This window comes from Neorhizobium alkalisoli (genome assembly GCF_007829835.1).
GTDB lineage: Bacteria > Pseudomonadota > Alphaproteobacteria > Rhizobiales > Rhizobiaceae > Neorhizobium.
This window is the reverse complement of the sequence record NZ_VIWP01000001.1, coordinates 646,517-663,078: the sequence shown is the minus strand read 5'-3', so window position 1 is coordinate 663,078 and position 16,562 is coordinate 646,517. Positions and strand designations below refer to the sequence as shown.

The window sequence follows — 16,562 nt, the reverse complement described above, 5'->3', positions numbered from 1 at the left end:
AATGGCCGGGGCGAACGTTTCCGGTCATGCCGAAAAAGGCACCGTGGTCGTTATCGGTGCCGGGGTTATCGGACTTTTGAGCGCCCTGGAAATCCAGTCTCGCGGTCATGACGTGATTGTCGTCGACGGCGGCAACCCGGGCGGTGATCAGTCCGCCTCTTATGGCAATGGTGCCTGGCTCAGCCCGGGCGCCATCATGCCGATCTCGGTGCCGGGACTATGGAGGAAAATCCCCGGCTACCTGTTGGATCCCAACGGTCCTTTCGTGATCCGCTGGCGCAATCTTCTCGGCCTTGCGCCATGGCTCTGGCGCTTCGTCCGGGCCGGCGACAGCTGGGAAAAGATCGCGGTCTGCGCAAAACATCGTTTCGCGCTCTGCCACGACACCGTTGAGGGGCATCTCGGTTTTGCGAAGGCCGCCGGGGTCGAGCACCTGATCAGCCGCACAGGCCTGATGTTCGTTTATTCCAGCAAGGCTGATGCCGCGCCGGAGAAGCGTGAATGGGACATGCGACGCCAATTCGGTGTTTCCTTCAGCGAGATCGGCGAGGCTGAGCTGCGCGAGCTGGAGCCTGGCCTGGCACCACATTATAGTTTTGGCATGCGGTTGAACGACGGAGCCTTCCTGCGTGACACGCGGGCTTATCTGGAGGCGCTTGCCGCTCTGCTGGCTTCGCGTGGCGGCCGGATGGTGCGTGCCCGGGTAACCGGTTTCTCCTTCCGCGATGGTCGCCTGACGGCGGTCAAGACGGATCGGGATGCGCTGTCCTGCACGAAAGCGGTGATCGCAGCCGGTGCATGGTCGGCCTCGCTTGCCAAGGCCGCGGGCAATAACGTGCCTCTGGTCTCGGAGCGCGGTTATCATATCGTGCTGCCGGAGGTGCAGGATCGTCCACGCACCGCGCTGATGCCATTCGACGGCAAGATGGCGGTAACCCCGACGGCTGCCGGTTTGCGGATCGCGGGACAGGTCGAACTGGCATCGATCGCCACGCCGCCGGACTGGCGTCGCACCGATATCCTCTATGGTTATGCCGAGCGCATGTTCCCCGATGCCGTCCGCGGCATGAATGACAAGACGGCCCAGCGCTGGCTCGGGCATCGCCCGTCCACACCGGATGGATTGCCTTCAATCGGCCCCTCGTCGTTTTCCAATGATGTGGTCCACGCCTTCGGCCACGGCCATTCCGGCATGTGCCAGGCTCCTGCAACGGCACGGCTGGTTGCGGCACATATCGACGGAAGCCCGGCGCCCTTTGCCCCGGACGCCTATCGCCCGCAAAGGTTCTGACATGTCGAACAGCATCATCTATCTGAACGCGGGGGATATTCGCGCGCTTCAACTGTCTCCCGCATTGGCAAGGGAGAGCGTGCAGACCACTTTTGGCGATCATGCAAGTGGCCTGAACCAGTGCCTGCCCAAGGCAGCGCTCGATCTTGGGCCGGGCCACGGTTTCCAGAGCATGGCGGCGGCATCGAAGGCGGACGGGATCGCCACGATCAAGTGGGTCTCCATGGTGCCAGTCGCGGCCGGCAGCAACCAGACGGGTATCCATGCCACGATCTGCGTCAACGATTATGCGACCGGTGAGCCGCTTGCCATCATGGACGGCAACGAGATCACGCTCATTCGCACCGCTGCCATGTCGGCCGCCGCGGCGGCAAAGATGGTCGCGGGCTCACCGAAGACGATCGGCATGATCGGATGTGGATTGCAGGCCTATGCCCATCTTGCGGCCTTTCGTGATCTTTTCCCGGGCCTCGAAAAACTTGTTGCGTTCAGCCGCAGCAAGGCTTCCGCCGAAGGTTTGGCTGAACATGCCCGGCAGTCGGGGCTGCAGGCTGAGGCAACGGATATCGCCGAAGATGTGCTTCAGCAGAGCGATATTATCATCTCCATGGTGCCGGGCGCTCCAGGGCTGAAGGCCTTTCTCGATGCGCGGCTGCTGAAGCCGGACGCCTTTGTCTCCGCCGTCGATATCGGCCGCAGCTGGCTGCCGGAAAGCCTTTCGGCATTCGAATTGCGCGCGACGGACAGTCTGACACAGAGCAAGGCGCCTTATGACAGCCTGACGAGACCGGTGGAAAGCGCACCGTTCCATACGGATCTGGTCGAACTCTGCAGCGGCAAGAGCTTTGATCTGTCGGGCCGCAAGCTGTTCTGCTTCCGTGGTTATGGCCTTGCCGATATGGCACTTGCCAGCGTCGTGCTGAAGGAAGCAAGGAAACATGGTGCCGGGCTAAGCCTCGCCCGCTGATGCCCGGATCTGCCGGTTACCTCGAAACCTGGCCTAGCAGCCAGTCCTGAAAGGCGCGGGCGGCGGGCGTGCCGTATTTGTGCTCCGGCGTGACGATGTAATAGCCGTTTGCCGTCGACATCGGACAATCCAGCGCGACTTCCAGCGTTCCCGCCGCAAGCTCGTCCTCGATGAGATATTGCGGAAGCAGCCCGAAGCCGAGGCCCTGCAGCGTAGCCTCGATGATCATGCTGAACTGGTCGAGGCGGTGGCCATGATAGGCGGTGGCATCCTCATGCCCGTTGGCCTGGAACCATTCGGCCCATAACCTTGGGCGCGTGTTGAGATGAAGGAGCGGCGCAGACTGCAGGTCTGCCGGCTCGCGGATCGGGTGGCTTCGCAGCAGCGATGGATGTGCGACCGGCAGAATGGTCTCACCGCACAGATAGGTGCATGTCGCATGTGCCCAGACTGGCTGGCCGTAATGGATGACGATATCGAAATCTTCGCCCGAGAGATCGAACGGCTCCGAGCGCGAGGCGATGTTCACTGTCGTCTCGGGATGCGCCTTCAGGAAGGCGGGAAGGCGGCGCATCAGCCAGCGGTTCCCGAATGTCGGCAGGGTGGCGATGGTCAGCATGTTCTTGCCGTCCGACGAGGCCATGGCGCGAAGGATCATGTCCTCCGTCTGGCGAAGAAGGCTGATGACCTGGGGTAGGATCGCCTTGCCCGCCTGCGAAAGCACGACGCGCTTGCGCACCCGTTCAAACAGCATCACCTTCAGCTGCAGTTCCAGCGTCCGGATCTGACGGCTTACCGCACTTTGCGTCAGATTGAGCTCGGCCGCCGCCTGGGTAAAGTTTCCATGGCGGGCCGCACACTCGAATGCCTGCAGAACGGTGATGTCCGGTATGGCATTTCGCCCCAGTTTCATTCTCATCTCGCATCAAGTCAGTTGCAATCATCGCAACATAGACGGTTTTCTATCATTTAACATGACCAATCAGAATGAAATATGCCTCTTGAGATCGGGAGGCCACGGAAGATATCGGTCGCCAGCGACACGATGAGACAACGGAGAAAGACATGACGAAGACAGTCGACGTTAGCCAGGAAACCGCAGCCATTCTTGACAAGCTGGGCGTTGCCCGTTCGGCATGGACGGGTGGCGACATGGCATCCTTCAGCCCGGTCAGCGGCGAGGAAATCGCGCGTCTCAAGACGGTGTCTGCCGCCGAAACCGCGACTGCGATCGAAGCTGCCCATGCTGCATTCAAGGAGTGGCGCCTTGTTCCGGCCCCGAAGCGCGGTGAACTGATCCGCCTGCTCGGCGAAGAGCTGCGCGCCGCCAAGGAAGATCTCGGCCGTCTCGTTTCGATCGAAGCCGGCAAGATCACCTCCGAAGGCCTCGGCGAAGTGCAGGAAATGATCGACATCTGCGATTTCGCAGTCGGCCTGTCGCGCCAGCTTTATGGTCTCACCATCGCCACCGAACGTCCCGGTCACCGCATGATGGAAACCTGGCATCCGCTCGGCGTTGTCGGCATCATTTCGGCCTTCAATTTTCCGGTCGCCGTCTGGTCGTGGAATGCGGCACTTGCCATCGTCTGCGGCAACCCGGTCGTCTGGAAGCCTTCGGAAAAGACGCCGCTCACCGCACTTGCCAGCCAGGCGATCTTTGAGCGTGCTCTTGCCCGTTTCGGCGCGGCTCCGAAGAACCTCAGCCAGGTGCTCATCGGCGACCGCACGATCGGCGAAGCACTGGTCGACCATCCGAAAGTCGCTCTTGTTTCCGCGACCGGTTCCACCCGCATGGGCAAGGAAGTCGGCCCGCGTCTCGCCAAGCGTTTCGCCCGCTCCATCCTGGAACTCGGCGGCAACAATGCCGGCATCGTCTGCCCGTCTGCGGACCTCGACATGGCGCTGCGTGCCATCGCCTTCGGTGCCATGGGCACGGCCGGCCAGCGCTGCACGACCCTGCGTCGCCTCTTCGTGCATGAGAGCGTGTATGACGAACTCGTGCCGCGTCTGAAGAAGGCCTATGCCAGCGTTTCTGTTGGCAATCCGCTGGAAACCTCGGCTCTCGTCGGCCCGCTGGTCGACAAGCTTGCTTTCGACGGCATGCAGAAGGCACTGGCCGCTGCAAAGGCCGAGGGCGGTAATGTTTCCGGTGGCGAACGCGTGGCGGAAGCCGGCAAGGAAACGGCCTATTACGTCAAGCCGGCCATCGTTGAAATGCCGAAGCAGGCCGGACCGGTTCTGGAAGAAACCTTCGCGCCTATCCTCTACGTGATGAAGTATTCGGATTTCGACGCCGTGCTTGAAGACCATAACGCTGTCGGCGCCGGTCTCTCCTCGTCGATCTTCACGCTCAACATGCAGGAATCGGAACGCTTCCTGGCCGCTGACGGCTCGGATTGCGGTATCGCGAACGTCAATATCGGCACGTCCGGCGCAGAAATCGGCGGAGCCTTCGGTGGCGAGAAGGAAACCGGTGGCGGCCGTGAATCCGGCTCGGACGCATGGCGTGCCTATATGCGCCGCGCGACCAATACGGTGAACTACTCCAAGGCTCTGCCGCTGGCGCAGGGCGTCACCTTCGATATCGAGTAAACTCCGATGAATGCACAGACGAAAATCGACGACGCGGGTTTTAGGCCCGCGTCACGGATCGCCTCGATCGGCGTTTCGAAAATCCTGCAGATCGGCGCCCGCGCCTCTGCGATGAAGCGCGACGGCCTGCCGGTCATCATTCTGGGCGCCGGCGAACCAGATTTCGATACACCCGACAACGTCAAGGCCGCCGCAAAGGCCGCCATCGATCGCGGTGAGACGAAATATACCGCGCTCGACGGCACGCCGGAGCTGAAAAAGGCGATTGCTGAAAAGTTCCGCCGCGAAAACGGCGTCGATTACGCACTCGACGAGATTACCGTTGCGACCGGCGCCAAGCAGATCCTGTTCAACGCCTTCATGGCGAGCATCGATCCGGGCGACGAGGTGATCATCCCGACGCCCTACTGGACGTCCTATTCCGATATCGTCGAAATCTGCGGCGGCACGGCAGTTCTCGTGCCCTGCGATGCCGAGGCGGGCTTCCGACTGAATGCGGAGCAGCTCGAAAAGGCGATCACGCCGAAGACCCGATGGGTCCTTCTCAATTCGCCGTCCAACCCGTCCGGTGCAGCCTATGGCGAAGCCGATTATCGTCCGCTTCTCGATGTCCTTATGCAGCATCCGCATGTCTGGCTGATGGTCGACGACATGTACGAGCACATTGTCTATGACGGCTTCAAGTTCGTCACTCCGGCGGCGCTAGAGCCTCGCCTCAAGCCGCGCACGCTGACGATCAACGGTGTCTCCAAGGCCTATGCAATGACCGGCTGGCGCATCGGTTATGCCGGTGGGCCGAAGGCGCTCATCAAGGCAATGGCCGTGATCCAGAGCCAGGCAACATCCTGCCCGAGCTCGGTCAGCCAGGCCGCCTCCGTGGAAGCACTGAACGGTCCGCAGGACTTCCTGGTCGAACGCCAGCGGAGCTTCAAGGCAAGGCGGGATCTGGTCGTCGCGGCCCTGAATGCGATCGATGGTATCGAGTGCCGCGTGCCGGAAGGTGCGTTCTACACGTTTGCAGGTTGCGGCGGGGTGATCGGCAAGACGACGCCGAAAGGCAAGCGTCTGGAGACGGATAGCGACTTTACCGATTATCTGCTGGAAGACGCGCATGTTGCCGTCGTTCCGGGATCGGCTTTCGGCCTGTCTCCGTTCTTCCGCATTTCGTACGCGACGTCCGAGGCCGAGTTGAAGGAGGCGTTGCAGAGAATTGCGACCGCCTGCCAGCAACTGGCCGGATAGGCGCCTCATCGCGCCTGTTGCATGAGGTCGCCCGGTGAGGAGGGGCGACGGGAGGGGATGCGAACCGGTGCGGCCGGGTGGCCAGAGAGGATCTGGCCACCGTCCTCTCTCGCAAACCCGAAACGAGCCCTCACATGTCTTCGACAACCGGCGCAGTCGCCCTCAAGCCTGCGCATGCCGTCACCCTCCCTGATGGCCTGATCTTCCTCTCTGCTGTCTTCTTCGCCGCCGCTCAGCTCCTGCATTCTCCGGACGTGCTTCTGGATATTGCTGCGGCGTTAGCGGCAGCAGCGGCAATTCTGGACTGGTCGAAACTTGCCAGGATCGCCAAGGTGTTTTTCCTGCTGGCGGGCATCTGCTTCGCCGGCGGCAATCTCGTCCTTCCGCATGAACAGGCCGAACTTCTTCGGCGCGCGCTCCATCAGGGCGTCGGCTTTTCCTGTTTTCTCTCCCTCCTCGGCATGCTGCGTTATGCGGTGAGCCATTCGATCACGATGAGGGAGGCTACCGCGTATCTGATGGAGGTTTCGGATCGCAGGCGCTACCAGGCGGTCAAGGTCGGCAGCCATGCGTTGGGTCTTCTGTTCAATATCGGCGTCGTTTCGCTGATCGGCCAGATGATTGCCAGTGCGACACAGGGAGATGCTACACAGGTGCGCCGCAAGGCCATTCTGCTCGCCTCCATGCGCGGCACGGTGCTGATGACGATATGGTCGCCGCTCGGGGTCGGGTTTGCGATTATCACGCAGTCGATCCCGACTTTGTCGCCGACGGTTTTCATGCTTGTCGCATTTTTAGCGTCGGTTGGCCTGATGCTGATCACGACCTTTTTGCACACGGAGTTGGGCGATCCATCAGAGCCCACTGAAAGGAAGATCGATAGTTTAGTTGGCGATGACGTGCCGGTTGGGCCGGCTCAGTCGGCAAGGCCGCTGATCCTCGTCTTGTCAGCCTGCGCGGCCCTTTTCGCGGCAACCCTCGGGCTGCATGAACTTCTGGATATCACGCCCCTCGCTTCGACCGTCATCATCCTGCCGCCCTTCACGCTTGCCTGGGTCTATATCGAGCGCCGCGTTCCCCTGTCACGGCTTGGCGACGAGATATGCGGCATGACGGCAAGCATGTCCGTCATGCGGACCGAAAGCGTGATCTATCTCTCCGCAAGCGTCATCGGCGCTGCTGCCGTCGCGCTTCTCACCATGTCCGGCACAGGTCTGGCGGAGCTCGGCAACATGTCGCCGCTGCTTCTGTCTGCCGGCTGCATCCTTGCCATTGCCGCGAGCGCGATCATGTTCATTCCACATTCTATCGTGGTCGTGTTTCTGGCCCAGCTGCTCGGCTCGGCAACTTTCGGGCACGAGCACCCGATGATCCTGGCCATGTCGCTTGCACTGGGCTGGGCAGCCGGCATCGCGCTTTCCCCGATCAGCGCCATGTCGATCACCATGGCGCGCCTGACGTCAGTCTCTCCCAGCACCATCGTGCTGCGGTGGAACGGAGGGTTTGCGCTGACGCTGGTAACGAGTTCGGTCGCCGCCGTTCTGGCTGCCACGTTCTGGACGAGGATCGCGGCATAGGGCGGCGATGACATGGTGGGCGAGCGCCTCAGATGCCGAGGCGGTCCTTGATCCGGCCATTCCAGATGGCGATCTTTGCGCCGATCGGCCAGAAGCGATGGAAAGCGATCGGCTTGATCGGTGTTGCAGGCAGAGGGAAATCCTCCACGGCACCACCTCGCAGAAGTTTGGCAAGTGCCGGCCCGAGTGATGTGCTGAGGGCGACGCCACGGCCGTTATAACCAAGGCATGCAAACAGGTTTTCTGCCGGGTTATGGAAGTGAGGGAGGTGATCCTCCGTCATCGCCACCCTGCCGTTCCAGGCATTTGTCCAACGCACACCATGGAGCGCCGGCCAGAGGCGGCAGGCATATCGGGTCAGATTGGGCAGAAGAGCCGACGAATGAAGCGAGGTCATCGGGCCTCGACCACCCATCAGCAGGCGGTTTTCCGCATCGATACGATAATAGACGGTGATATTGCCGGATTCGTAGAGAACCGAGCGCGTGGGCATGATTTCAGCCGCCAGCTGCCCGGAAAGCGGCTCGGTTGCCGCAATCGCACTGAACACCGGAATGACCGAACGGCGAAGGGATGGCAGAAGATCATCCGTATAGCCATTGGTGGCGATAAGGACGCGCCTCGCGCGAATGCTTGCTGAGGCCGTCTTTGCCTCCCAATCCGGTCCGTTCCTGGTGAGAGAAAACACTTCGCTGTCACCAAAAATCATGGCGCCGGCTGAAGCGGCCGCGGCGGCAAGTCCCTGCGTGAATTTCAGCGGATTGACGTCGCCACCTCGCGGGTCGAACATTGCTGCCCTGTATCGTGCCGTTCCCGTCGCGGCTTCGATTTCGCCGGCGCCCAGAAGTTTGACGCTCATCCCGTATTGCTGCCAGTTGAGCGCCGTTTGTTTCAGGACCTCGACGGCTTTGCAGTGGCTTGCGGCTCGCAATGTGCCGTTCTGTCTCGCGTCACATTCGATGCCAAGTCGGCGGATCAGGGAAAAGGTGAAATCCGGTCCGCCCCAGGCAAGGTCGACCAGGCCTTTGCCTTTTTGCGCGCCGAACATCTCGACGATCGTATCGGGATTATATTTCAGGCCGGGATTGAGCTGGCCGCCGTTTCTGCCCGAAGCGCCCCAGCCAGGTTGCCGTGCTTCGAGAACCGCGACGCTCGTTCCTGCTTCGGCAAGATGCAGGGCTGCCGACAGTCCTGTCAGCCCGCCGCCGATAATGACGACATCGATGTCATGCTGGCCCCGGATGGGGGCGAAAGAGGGCGTCGGCCCGATATTTTGCCGATAGAGACTTGTAGAACCAGCATCTTCGGCCTTGTACATCGAACCCCCAACCCCGTGACTTTACAGCCTGTTTGACAGGCCGCAGGACGGCCGTATCCAGATCCGTCATGGTCGCTGAGAATGCCCACCCGGCCTTTGCCGGGTCAATGGGGTTTTCTTGCGCTGCGTCCCTGCATCAGCCGTGTTGGGGACTGCAGGCGACCTTATTCGTCGCCGGGCACGCCATAGGATGGTGCGGCCAGCGGGTTGAGCGCCCGTGTGACATAATCTGCCGCCTGCGGCTTGTAGACCCGCCACGCTTCGGCAACCGCTTCCACCGGGCAGCTGTCTTCCATCCAGTCGATCCGCAGCTCCGCCAGTGGCCAGCTCTGCTGATCGACGATGAGCAGGCCTGCCGAATGAACCGGGCCGGCCTCGCCGCCTGCGTCCATCGCCGCCTTGAGTGCGGCGATCAGCCGGTCTCCCAATTCACCCGGGCTTGCCTCGAACGCCTTGATCATGGCACCCGGCACACCATCATTCGCCAAAAGATTGCCGGCGGCCACACACTGGTTTCCGCGTGCCGATGACCAGATCCCGAGAGCCTTGGTGCCGGAATGAATAGCCGTCCGCCCTTGCGCATCCACGGCCAGCAATTGGCGATAATCCGGGAATTCGTCGCTGTCGCGAGCCGTCGTCACTGCAGCTTCCGCCGCCGCACCGTTTGCCAGTTCGTCGAGCACTTTCGGGCCGAGCGCAGGGTTGGTGACATTCTGCGTCGCGACCGCGCCGATGCCGGCATGAGCCCAGGCGCAGCGAGCGGCCACTGCTGGAGAGGAGGACGAAATCGCGACGCCGAACTGGCCCGTCTTTTCACAGCGGGCGACGATGGAGAAGGTCATGGAGACACCTGTGTCAGGACGGGGGAGATTTTCATGTTTGAGCCGGCCGGAACCGGCTCAAACAATTGGTCCGAGCATTAGTCCGGGATGACGGCAGTCGCGTCGATCTCGACCAGCCATTCCGGCCGTGCAAGGGCGACGACGACAAGGCCGGTGCAGACCGGAAACACGCCTTTGATATATTCGCCCATCGTCCGGTAGACCGCTTCACGGTGGCGCACGTCGGTCAGGTAGACGACGAGCTTGGTGACATGTTCCATCTTGCCGCCGGATTCCTCGACGAGCTGTCGAATGTTCTGCATCACCTTATGCGTCTGATCGACGGGATCATGGCTGTCGATATTCTTGGCGGTGTCGAGATCCTGCGGGCACTGGCCGCGCAGGAAGATCATCGTGCCGCGCGCGACGACAGCCTGGCAGAGATCATTGTCGAGCTTCTGCTCCGGGTAGGTTTCCTTGGTATTGAACTTGCGGATACGGGTATGTGCCATGGTCTTCTCCATCGAATGTCAGGCAGGATGAGAATGTGTTCAGGATGCGGGCGCGTAGGCGAGATAGGTGTCCTGGATCTGGATGTGGTCCGCCACATGCTTGGCATCATGCCAGACACCCCAGATGAAGCTCGACCCGCGGCCGGAGAGCCAGGGGAGACCGAGGAAATAGATACCTTTTTCCGCCGAAACGCCGCGCTGGTGCTGCGGCCGGCCGGCTGCGTCGAAAGCATCCACCTTCAGCCAGCTGTAGTCGGACTGGAAGCCCGTTGCCCAAATGATCGTGGTGATGCCGGCCTGTTTCAGGTTCAGTTCCCGTAGCGGATTGGTAACACAGTCGACCTGCGGTCCGAGCGTGCGTGCGTCCGGCTCTTCCGGCAGGTTGAGCGCGTTGCGGGCCACGAAGGCATCGGCCTCGTCGAGCAGCGACAGATAGTTCTGGTCGCCGCGATCGAGATTACGCACCAGATCGTCGGCAAAGGAGAGGACACCATTGCTGTAGGAACCCGTCATGCCGGCAAGCACCATGCCCTGGGCGGCGAGGCGGCGGAAATCGATCGTCTTGCCGCCATGGGCGCCGCTGACGGCAATCGTCACATGTTCGGAGCCGGGCGCCTGCGCCTGCGCGTCCCATTTTCCGAGAACGCCGAGCCACCAGACGAAATCGCGGCCGCGATAGGCGCGCGGCGGGCGGTCGTGCGGACCGACGGAGAGATAGACCTTGCGGCCGGAAAGCATCAGTTCTTCGGCGATCTGCACGCCGGAAGAGCCAGCGCCGACGACCAGAACGGCGCCTTCGGCCAGCTGCGACGGATTGCGGTAGTCGCTCGAATGGATCTGCGTCACACCGGCATCAGCCGGGACGATCGGCGGAATGCTCGGCTTCTGGAACGGACCCGTTGCGGCGACGACGTTGAGGGCCTCGATGACGCCGGCAGTCGTCTCGACGCGAAAACCCGGCCGGTCGGCAAGGCGTTCGACCTTGGTAACATCGACACCGCAGCGGATCGGCGCAGCGTGCTTTTCGGCATAGGCTTCGAAATAGTCGGCGACGCCATCCTTGGGCACGAATGCGTCGGGATTGCCCGGAAAATCCATGCCCGGAAAACGATCGTGCCAGGCCGGACCATTGGCGACAAGCGAATCCCAGCGCATCGACCGCCAGCGTTCGGCAATGCGACCGCGCTCCAGAACGATGTAATCGATGCCGTTTCGGCCCAGATGTTCGCTCATGGCGACGCCCGCCTGGCCGGCGCCGACAACCAGAGTATGGATCTTCTCGACTGACATTCATTCGCCCTTTTCTGTTTCGCCACAACCTGCCGATCGGCGTGAGCTATCGTTCCGCTCTACCGAACGGTTGGCTTTCAGAAAATTACGATTTGCTGCAGCACTGGTTAGGATTGCCGAAAGCAGGTTCGGCTTAAGGGCCACATTTACATTTTAGCAAATGCCGAATATTAGGCTGGCCGCCAGAGCCGACCTGTCGGCGCGGCGTATCGGAATGGGCATTTCCGTCCGCCTATTGTCGCGACCTTGGCATCGGGGCCTCATATGCGTTTCACACTGCGTCAGCTCGAATATTTCATTGCCACCGCAGAGGCGGGGTCGATCACCCTGGCATCGGACCGCATTCGCGTGTCGCAGCCATCGATCTCGACGGCGATCTCGCAGTTGGAAATCGAGCTCAATACCCAGCTTTTCCTAAGGCGCCACGCTCAGGGCCTTTCGCTGACGCCTGCCGGACAAAAACTTCTGCTGCAGGCCAAGGCCGTGATCGAGCAGGTTCAGAACCTTTATACAGCAGCCTCCGAGGCGACGGACCAGATCCGCGGAACCCTGTCGCTCGGCTGCCTCCTGACCTTCGCTCCCATGCTCCTGCCGGAAGTCAGCCAGAGTTTTAAGGCCGCCTATCCCGGCGTCACCGTACGGCCGACCGTGGCAGACCACCGCACGCTTCTGACGCGGCTCGAGCGGGCGGAACTGGATATTGCGCTCTCCTACGACCTGCTCATTCCGGAAGGGTTCGAATTTACTGCGCTCGCCGAACTGCCGCCCTATGTCCAGGTGGCTGAAACGGATCCCTTGGCTCAGCGATCCGCAGTTTCGCTGGCCGAGCTGGAAGAGCATGAGTTCATCCTTCTCGATCTGCCCTTGTCGCGCGATTATTTTCTCGGCCTTTATGCGGCGGCCGGCGCAACGCCGAATATCGTCGCGCAGATCCAGCATCAGGAAGTCATTCGCACCATGGTGGCGAGCCGCTACGGCTATACGCTCGCCAATGTCCGGCCGAAGAACAAGGCGGCGCTCGATGGCCGACGTCTGGTCAGCCTGCGTCTCTCCGGCGAGCACAAGCCCATGCGGATCGGCCTCATCCGTGTCGGGCAGCAGGTCTCGACGCGCATGGTCCGCACCTTCGAGGAGCATTGCAGCAACCTCATCTCGGACAATTACATCCCGGGCATGGAGGCGCCGATCCTCAATCTGAAACGCACCGGCAACGCCTAGGCTCGCTTTTTTCTAAGCACCAGTTCCGAATATCTTATTTTTCTTTTGGGTTCGGGACTGACAGTGTGCGCGCCACATGTCGCCCCAGCTGCCTGGCGCGACCAGTATGGCGATTGCCGCATTACGGAGCCCAGCATGCAAGAGAACGAGATGTCCCAGAACCAGTCTTCCGCTTCTGTCGTCGAAGCGATGACAAATCAGGAGAAAGTGGATCTCCTGTCCGGCTTCGGGATGTGGAAGACGGCTGCTGTTCCCGCCTATGGCATCAAGCCGATCGTCATGACGGATGGCACCTATGGCGTGCGTTATTCCATCCCGCAGATCGACAGCGACGAGCGCGGCGGCATGGATCTCGACGCCTTCCTGTCGGTGGTCAACCAGCGCGCAAGCGATGTTGCCATCGCCTGGGGCGAGATGAAGCCGGCAACTTGCTTCCCGAACGGCTCGGCCATGGGCAATAGCTGGGACGAGGGGCTGATGCAGCGTCTGGGTGTCCTGCTCGGCCAGGAATGCCGGGTTATGGGTGTTCACCTTCTGCTGGGGCCGGGCATCAACCTGCGCCGTACGCCGCTCGCCGGCCGTTCCTACGAATATTATTCGGAAGATCCGCTGGTGACCGGCAAGCTCTCCGCCGCTGTCATCGACGGCATCCAGTCGCAGGGTGTCGGCACCTCGCTCAAGCATTTCGCCTGCAACAATTCCGAGGTCGAGCGCACCACGATGGACAGCGTCATCGAGGAACGGGCGCTGCGGGAAATCTATCTCAAGGGTTTCGAGATCGCCATCAAGCAGTCCAAGCCCTGGACGATCATGTCCTCCTACAATCGCCTGAACGGCGTGCAGGCCTCGCAGGATCCCTGGCTTCTCGATCAGGTCCTGCGCCAGGAATGGGGCTTCGAAGGTGTCGTCGTTTCCGACTGGCATGGCATCAAGGATCGTCCCGTCTCGCTGATGGCGGGCGGCGATCTCGACATGCCGGAAAGCCCACGCCGCAAGGCCGATCTTCTGGCTGCGCTGAATGAGGGCACGATCCCGGACGAGACCGTCAACCGCTCCTGCCAGCGCATGCTGGACATGATCGACCGGTGCAATCAGGGCGCTGCAACGCCGCTTCCGGTCTATACGACCGAAGAACACCATGCGGAAGCGCGCGCCATGGCGGCAGCCTCCATGGTTCTGGTGCGCAACGAACAGCTTCTTCCGATCCGGCCGGAGACAAAGACCATTCTCGTGGTGGGCCGCGATGCCGGCACTCCGGTCATTCAGGGCTCCGGCTGTGCGACGACCATCCCGACCATGGTCGACCAGCCGCTGGAAGAATTGGGCAAGGCGCTTGGAGATCGGCACAGCCTGACATTCCGGCAGGAGGCCGATACCGAAACGCTCGCACTGGCCAAAACGGCGGATCTGGTTCTGGTCTATACGTCGACCGAAGGCGCCTATGATGGCGAAGGTTCCGACCGCACGACCCTGGCGCTCGGCCCCGGCCAGGACGAGATGATCGCCGCTCTTGCTGCGGTCTCCGGCAAGGTGGCCGTGGTGATCGCCTGCCCGGATGCAGTTGAAATGCCATGGGTCGACGATGTCGGCGCCATCCTCGTCACCTTCTATTCCGGTCAGGCCATGGGCGGTGCTGTCGCAGACATCCTGACCGGCAAGGTCAATCCGTCCGGCAAGCTTTCCGTCACCTTCCCGAAGCGCCTCGCCGATGTTCCCGGCTTCCTGCATTATCCGGGCGAAAACGGGCGCCATATCTATGGCGAAGGCATCCATGTCGGTTACCGCGCCTACGATCTGCGCGAGATCGAGCCGCTCTACCCGTTCGGTCACGGCGTGAGCTACACGACATTTTCCTATTCCGACCTGTCGGTATCGGCGACGGAGATGGGGCTTCGCGATGAGGTTACCGTTGCCTTCACCGTCACCAACACGGGAAGTCTGCCCGGCGCGGAAGTCGCGCAGCTCTATCTCCAGGCACCCGGAAAGCGTCTGAAGCGGTCCCCGCAGGAGCTGAAGGGCTTTGCCAAGCCGATGCTCGCTGCGGGAGAAAGCAAGCGTGTCGAGATCGTCGTCAAGGGCTCGGATCTCGCGATCTGGGATCCGGCGCTCGGCCGCTGGGTGCTCGAAGGCGTCGATGCCCGCTTCGTCGTGGCGGCATCCTCGCGCGATCCGAAACTTTCCGCCGATATCGCGCTCAAGCCATCCGTGCTGCCGCATCGCCGGCTCGCCTATGATACCCAGCCGGCCTATGTGCTGCCGAATGCCATCGCCTGCGAACATATTTGCGCTTACCTGACGAACCGCTGCCAGATTTCGCCGGACGATGCGATGCGCATGCTCAATCATTGCTCGAACTCGTTCTTCGGTATCTTCACCTCGCTCGAGCGTCGTCTGCGCCTCTCCATTCCGGAAGCCGAGGTCGCCGGGCTGATCGCCGAGGTGAACGCGGCGATGGATCGGGCGGAGGCTGCACTGTGACGGCCACGCAGGACTGGCTGGCGCGTCTCGTCTCCCATCCGACGGTCAGCGCGGATACCAATCTGCCGCTGATCGAGGAGATCGAGGCCGCTTTGACCAAGGCCGGTGCGGTTTGCGAGCGCTTTTATGATGCGACCGGCCAGAAGGCTTCCCTTCTGGCCCGGATCGGGCCTGATGCACCCGGTGGCCTGATGCTGTCGGGCCATGTCGATGTCGTGCCTGTTGCCGGGCAGGACTGGACTGTTCCGCCTTTCGAGCTGACCGAGAAGAATGGCCGGCTCTACGGTCGCGGCACGACTGACATGAAGGGCTTTATCGCGTCCTGCCTGTCGCTGGTGGAAACCATCGATGCGAAAACCCTCGCCGCGCCGCTATGGCTCGCCATTTCCTATGACGAGGAGATCGGCTGCGTCGGTGTGCGCCCGATGCTGGAGGAAATCGCTGCGCGCGAAATCCTACCCGATCTGATCGTCGTCGGCGAACCGACATCCATGCAGCTTGGCCTCGGCCACAAGGGCAAGATGGCCTTTCATGTAAAGGCGACGGGCGTGCCGCGCCATTCGGCCGAGGCGCCGCTTGCGCTGAACGCCCTGCATATTGCCAGCGATTTCATCACCGGCCTGCGGCGCCTGCAGGACGAGATCGAGGCGCGTGGTCCGCGTGAAGACGGTTATTCCGTGCCCTATGCCACGGTGCATGTCGGCAAACTGACGGCGGGCACCGCGGTCAATCTCGTGCCGGATCAGGCAGAGCTGCTGATGGAGTGCCGGATGATGGCAGCCGACGATCCGCTGGCGCTTGCCGAACAGATCCGCAAGGCAGGTGCCGCCGCCGTGGCGCCCCACCGCGAACGTTTCAGGGAGGCAGCCATCGATATCGAGGTCACCGGCAATTATCCCGGACATTCGGTCGATGGCGACCATCCGGTCGTGCAGGCCTTCGCTTCGTGCCTGCCGAAGGCAAGCCGTGAATGCCGTGTGAGTTTTGGCACCGAGGCCGGCCTTTTCGCCCAGGCGCTGGACGTTCCGGTCGTCATCTGCGGCCCGGGCAGCATGGATCAGGGACATCGTCCCGACGAGTTTATCGAGGGATCGCAGCTTGCCATCTGCGACAACGTGCTGGCTGCGGCGGTTATTCGCTTTTGCGCAAGCCGTCGTCCGCTTGCTTCGCATGTCCCAAAGCAGATGCACGGAAAAATGTAATTTACCGAAGCCGTGCTGACGGGAATTGTAGGGTTGACGAAGGTCAACCAAAAA

13 protein-coding genes are annotated in these 16,562 nt (G+C 61.7%); 8 read left to right on the top strand and 5 right to left on the bottom strand.

Annotation, left to right across the window (positions count from 1 at the left end):
* Position 1: 1 nt before the first annotated feature.
* A complete protein-coding gene (locus FHW37_RS02970; RefSeq protein WP_145632254.1) occupies positions 2-1,291 on the top strand; it encodes an NAD(P)/FAD-dependent oxidoreductase in 1,290 nt (429 codons plus the stop codon).
* 1 nt (position 1,292) lies between these two features.
* Positions 1,293-2,258 carry an ornithine cyclodeaminase family protein gene (locus FHW37_RS02965; protein WP_186458120.1) on the top strand — a complete coding sequence of 322 codons (966 nt, stop codon included), beginning with the start codon at positions 1,293-1,295 and terminating at the stop codon, positions 2,256-2,258.
* Between the two features lie 16 nt (positions 2,259-2,274).
* Here FHW37_RS02965 and FHW37_RS02960 read toward each other — a convergent pair whose 3' ends face one another.
* Positions 2,275-3,171: a LysR family transcriptional regulator gene (locus FHW37_RS02960; protein WP_145632248.1), complete on the bottom strand. Its 897-nt coding sequence runs from the start codon at positions 3,169-3,171 to the stop codon at positions 2,275-2,277.
* A 152-nt stretch (positions 3,172-3,323) separates the two neighbouring features.
* Between FHW37_RS02960 and amaB the strand changes: the two genes are divergently transcribed.
* The 3 genes from amaB (at position 3,324) to FHW37_RS02945 (ending at position 7,669) form a co-directional block, all read left to right on the top strand.
* Positions 3,324-4,850 (top strand): L-piperidine-6-carboxylate dehydrogenase, encoded by a 1,527-nt coding sequence (amaB, locus tag FHW37_RS02955; RefSeq protein WP_145632245.1) that lies wholly within the window; start codon positions 3,324-3,326, stop codon positions 4,848-4,850.
* A 6-nt stretch (positions 4,851-4,856) separates the two neighbouring features.
* Entirely contained in the window at positions 4,857-6,092 is a 1,236-nt protein-coding gene (locus FHW37_RS02950) for a pyridoxal phosphate-dependent aminotransferase (RefSeq protein WP_145632242.1), read from the top strand.
* Between the two features lie 134 nt (positions 6,093-6,226).
* On the top strand, positions 6,227-7,669 hold the full coding sequence (locus FHW37_RS02945) for a hypothetical protein (protein WP_145632240.1): 1,443 nt from the start codon (positions 6,227-6,229) through the stop codon (positions 7,667-7,669).
* Between the two features lie 28 nt (positions 7,670-7,697).
* Here the strand turns inward: FHW37_RS02945 and FHW37_RS02940 are convergent, their stop codons facing one another.
* From FHW37_RS02940 to FHW37_RS02925, 4 genes are all read right to left on the bottom strand, one after another.
* Positions 7,698-8,987 (bottom strand): NAD(P)/FAD-dependent oxidoreductase, encoded by a 1,290-nt coding sequence (locus FHW37_RS02940; RefSeq protein WP_145632236.1) that lies wholly within the window; start codon positions 8,985-8,987, stop codon positions 7,698-7,700.
* A 164-nt stretch (positions 8,988-9,151) separates the two neighbouring features.
* The gene (locus tag FHW37_RS02935) at positions 9,152-9,829 is read right to left on the bottom strand and encodes a DUF1028 domain-containing protein (protein WP_145632234.1); all 678 of its coding nucleotides are present in this window, start codon (positions 9,827-9,829) and stop codon (positions 9,152-9,154) included.
* Positions 9,830-9,906: 77 nt separating this feature from the next.
* Entirely contained in the window at positions 9,907-10,320 is a 414-nt protein-coding gene (locus tag FHW37_RS02930) for a RidA family protein (RefSeq protein WP_145632231.1), read from the bottom strand.
* A gap of 39 nt (positions 10,321-10,359) precedes the next feature.
* Positions 10,360-11,610: a flavin-containing monooxygenase gene (locus tag FHW37_RS02925; protein ID WP_145632228.1), complete on the bottom strand. Its 1,251-nt coding sequence runs from the start codon at positions 11,608-11,610 to the stop codon at positions 10,360-10,362.
* 264 nt (positions 11,611-11,874) lie between these two features.
* Between FHW37_RS02925 and FHW37_RS02920 the strand changes: the two genes are divergently transcribed.
* The 3 genes from FHW37_RS02920 (at position 11,875) to argE (ending at position 16,508) form a co-directional block, all read left to right on the top strand.
* Positions 11,875-12,828, top strand: coding sequence for a LysR family transcriptional regulator (locus FHW37_RS02920; RefSeq protein ID WP_145632225.1), 954 nt, complete (start codon positions 11,875-11,877; stop codon positions 12,826-12,828).
* 135 nt (positions 12,829-12,963) lie between these two features.
* Positions 12,964-15,306 (top strand): glycoside hydrolase family 3 C-terminal domain-containing protein, encoded by a 2,343-nt coding sequence (locus FHW37_RS02915; RefSeq protein ID WP_145632222.1) that lies wholly within the window; start codon positions 12,964-12,966, stop codon positions 15,304-15,306.
* Positions 15,303-16,508, top strand: coding sequence for an acetylornithine deacetylase (gene argE / locus FHW37_RS02910; protein WP_145632219.1), 1,206 nt, complete (start codon positions 15,303-15,305; stop codon positions 16,506-16,508). The genes FHW37_RS02915 and argE overlap by 4 nt, the downstream gene beginning before the upstream one ends.
* Positions 16,509-16,562 lie beyond the last annotated feature (54 nt).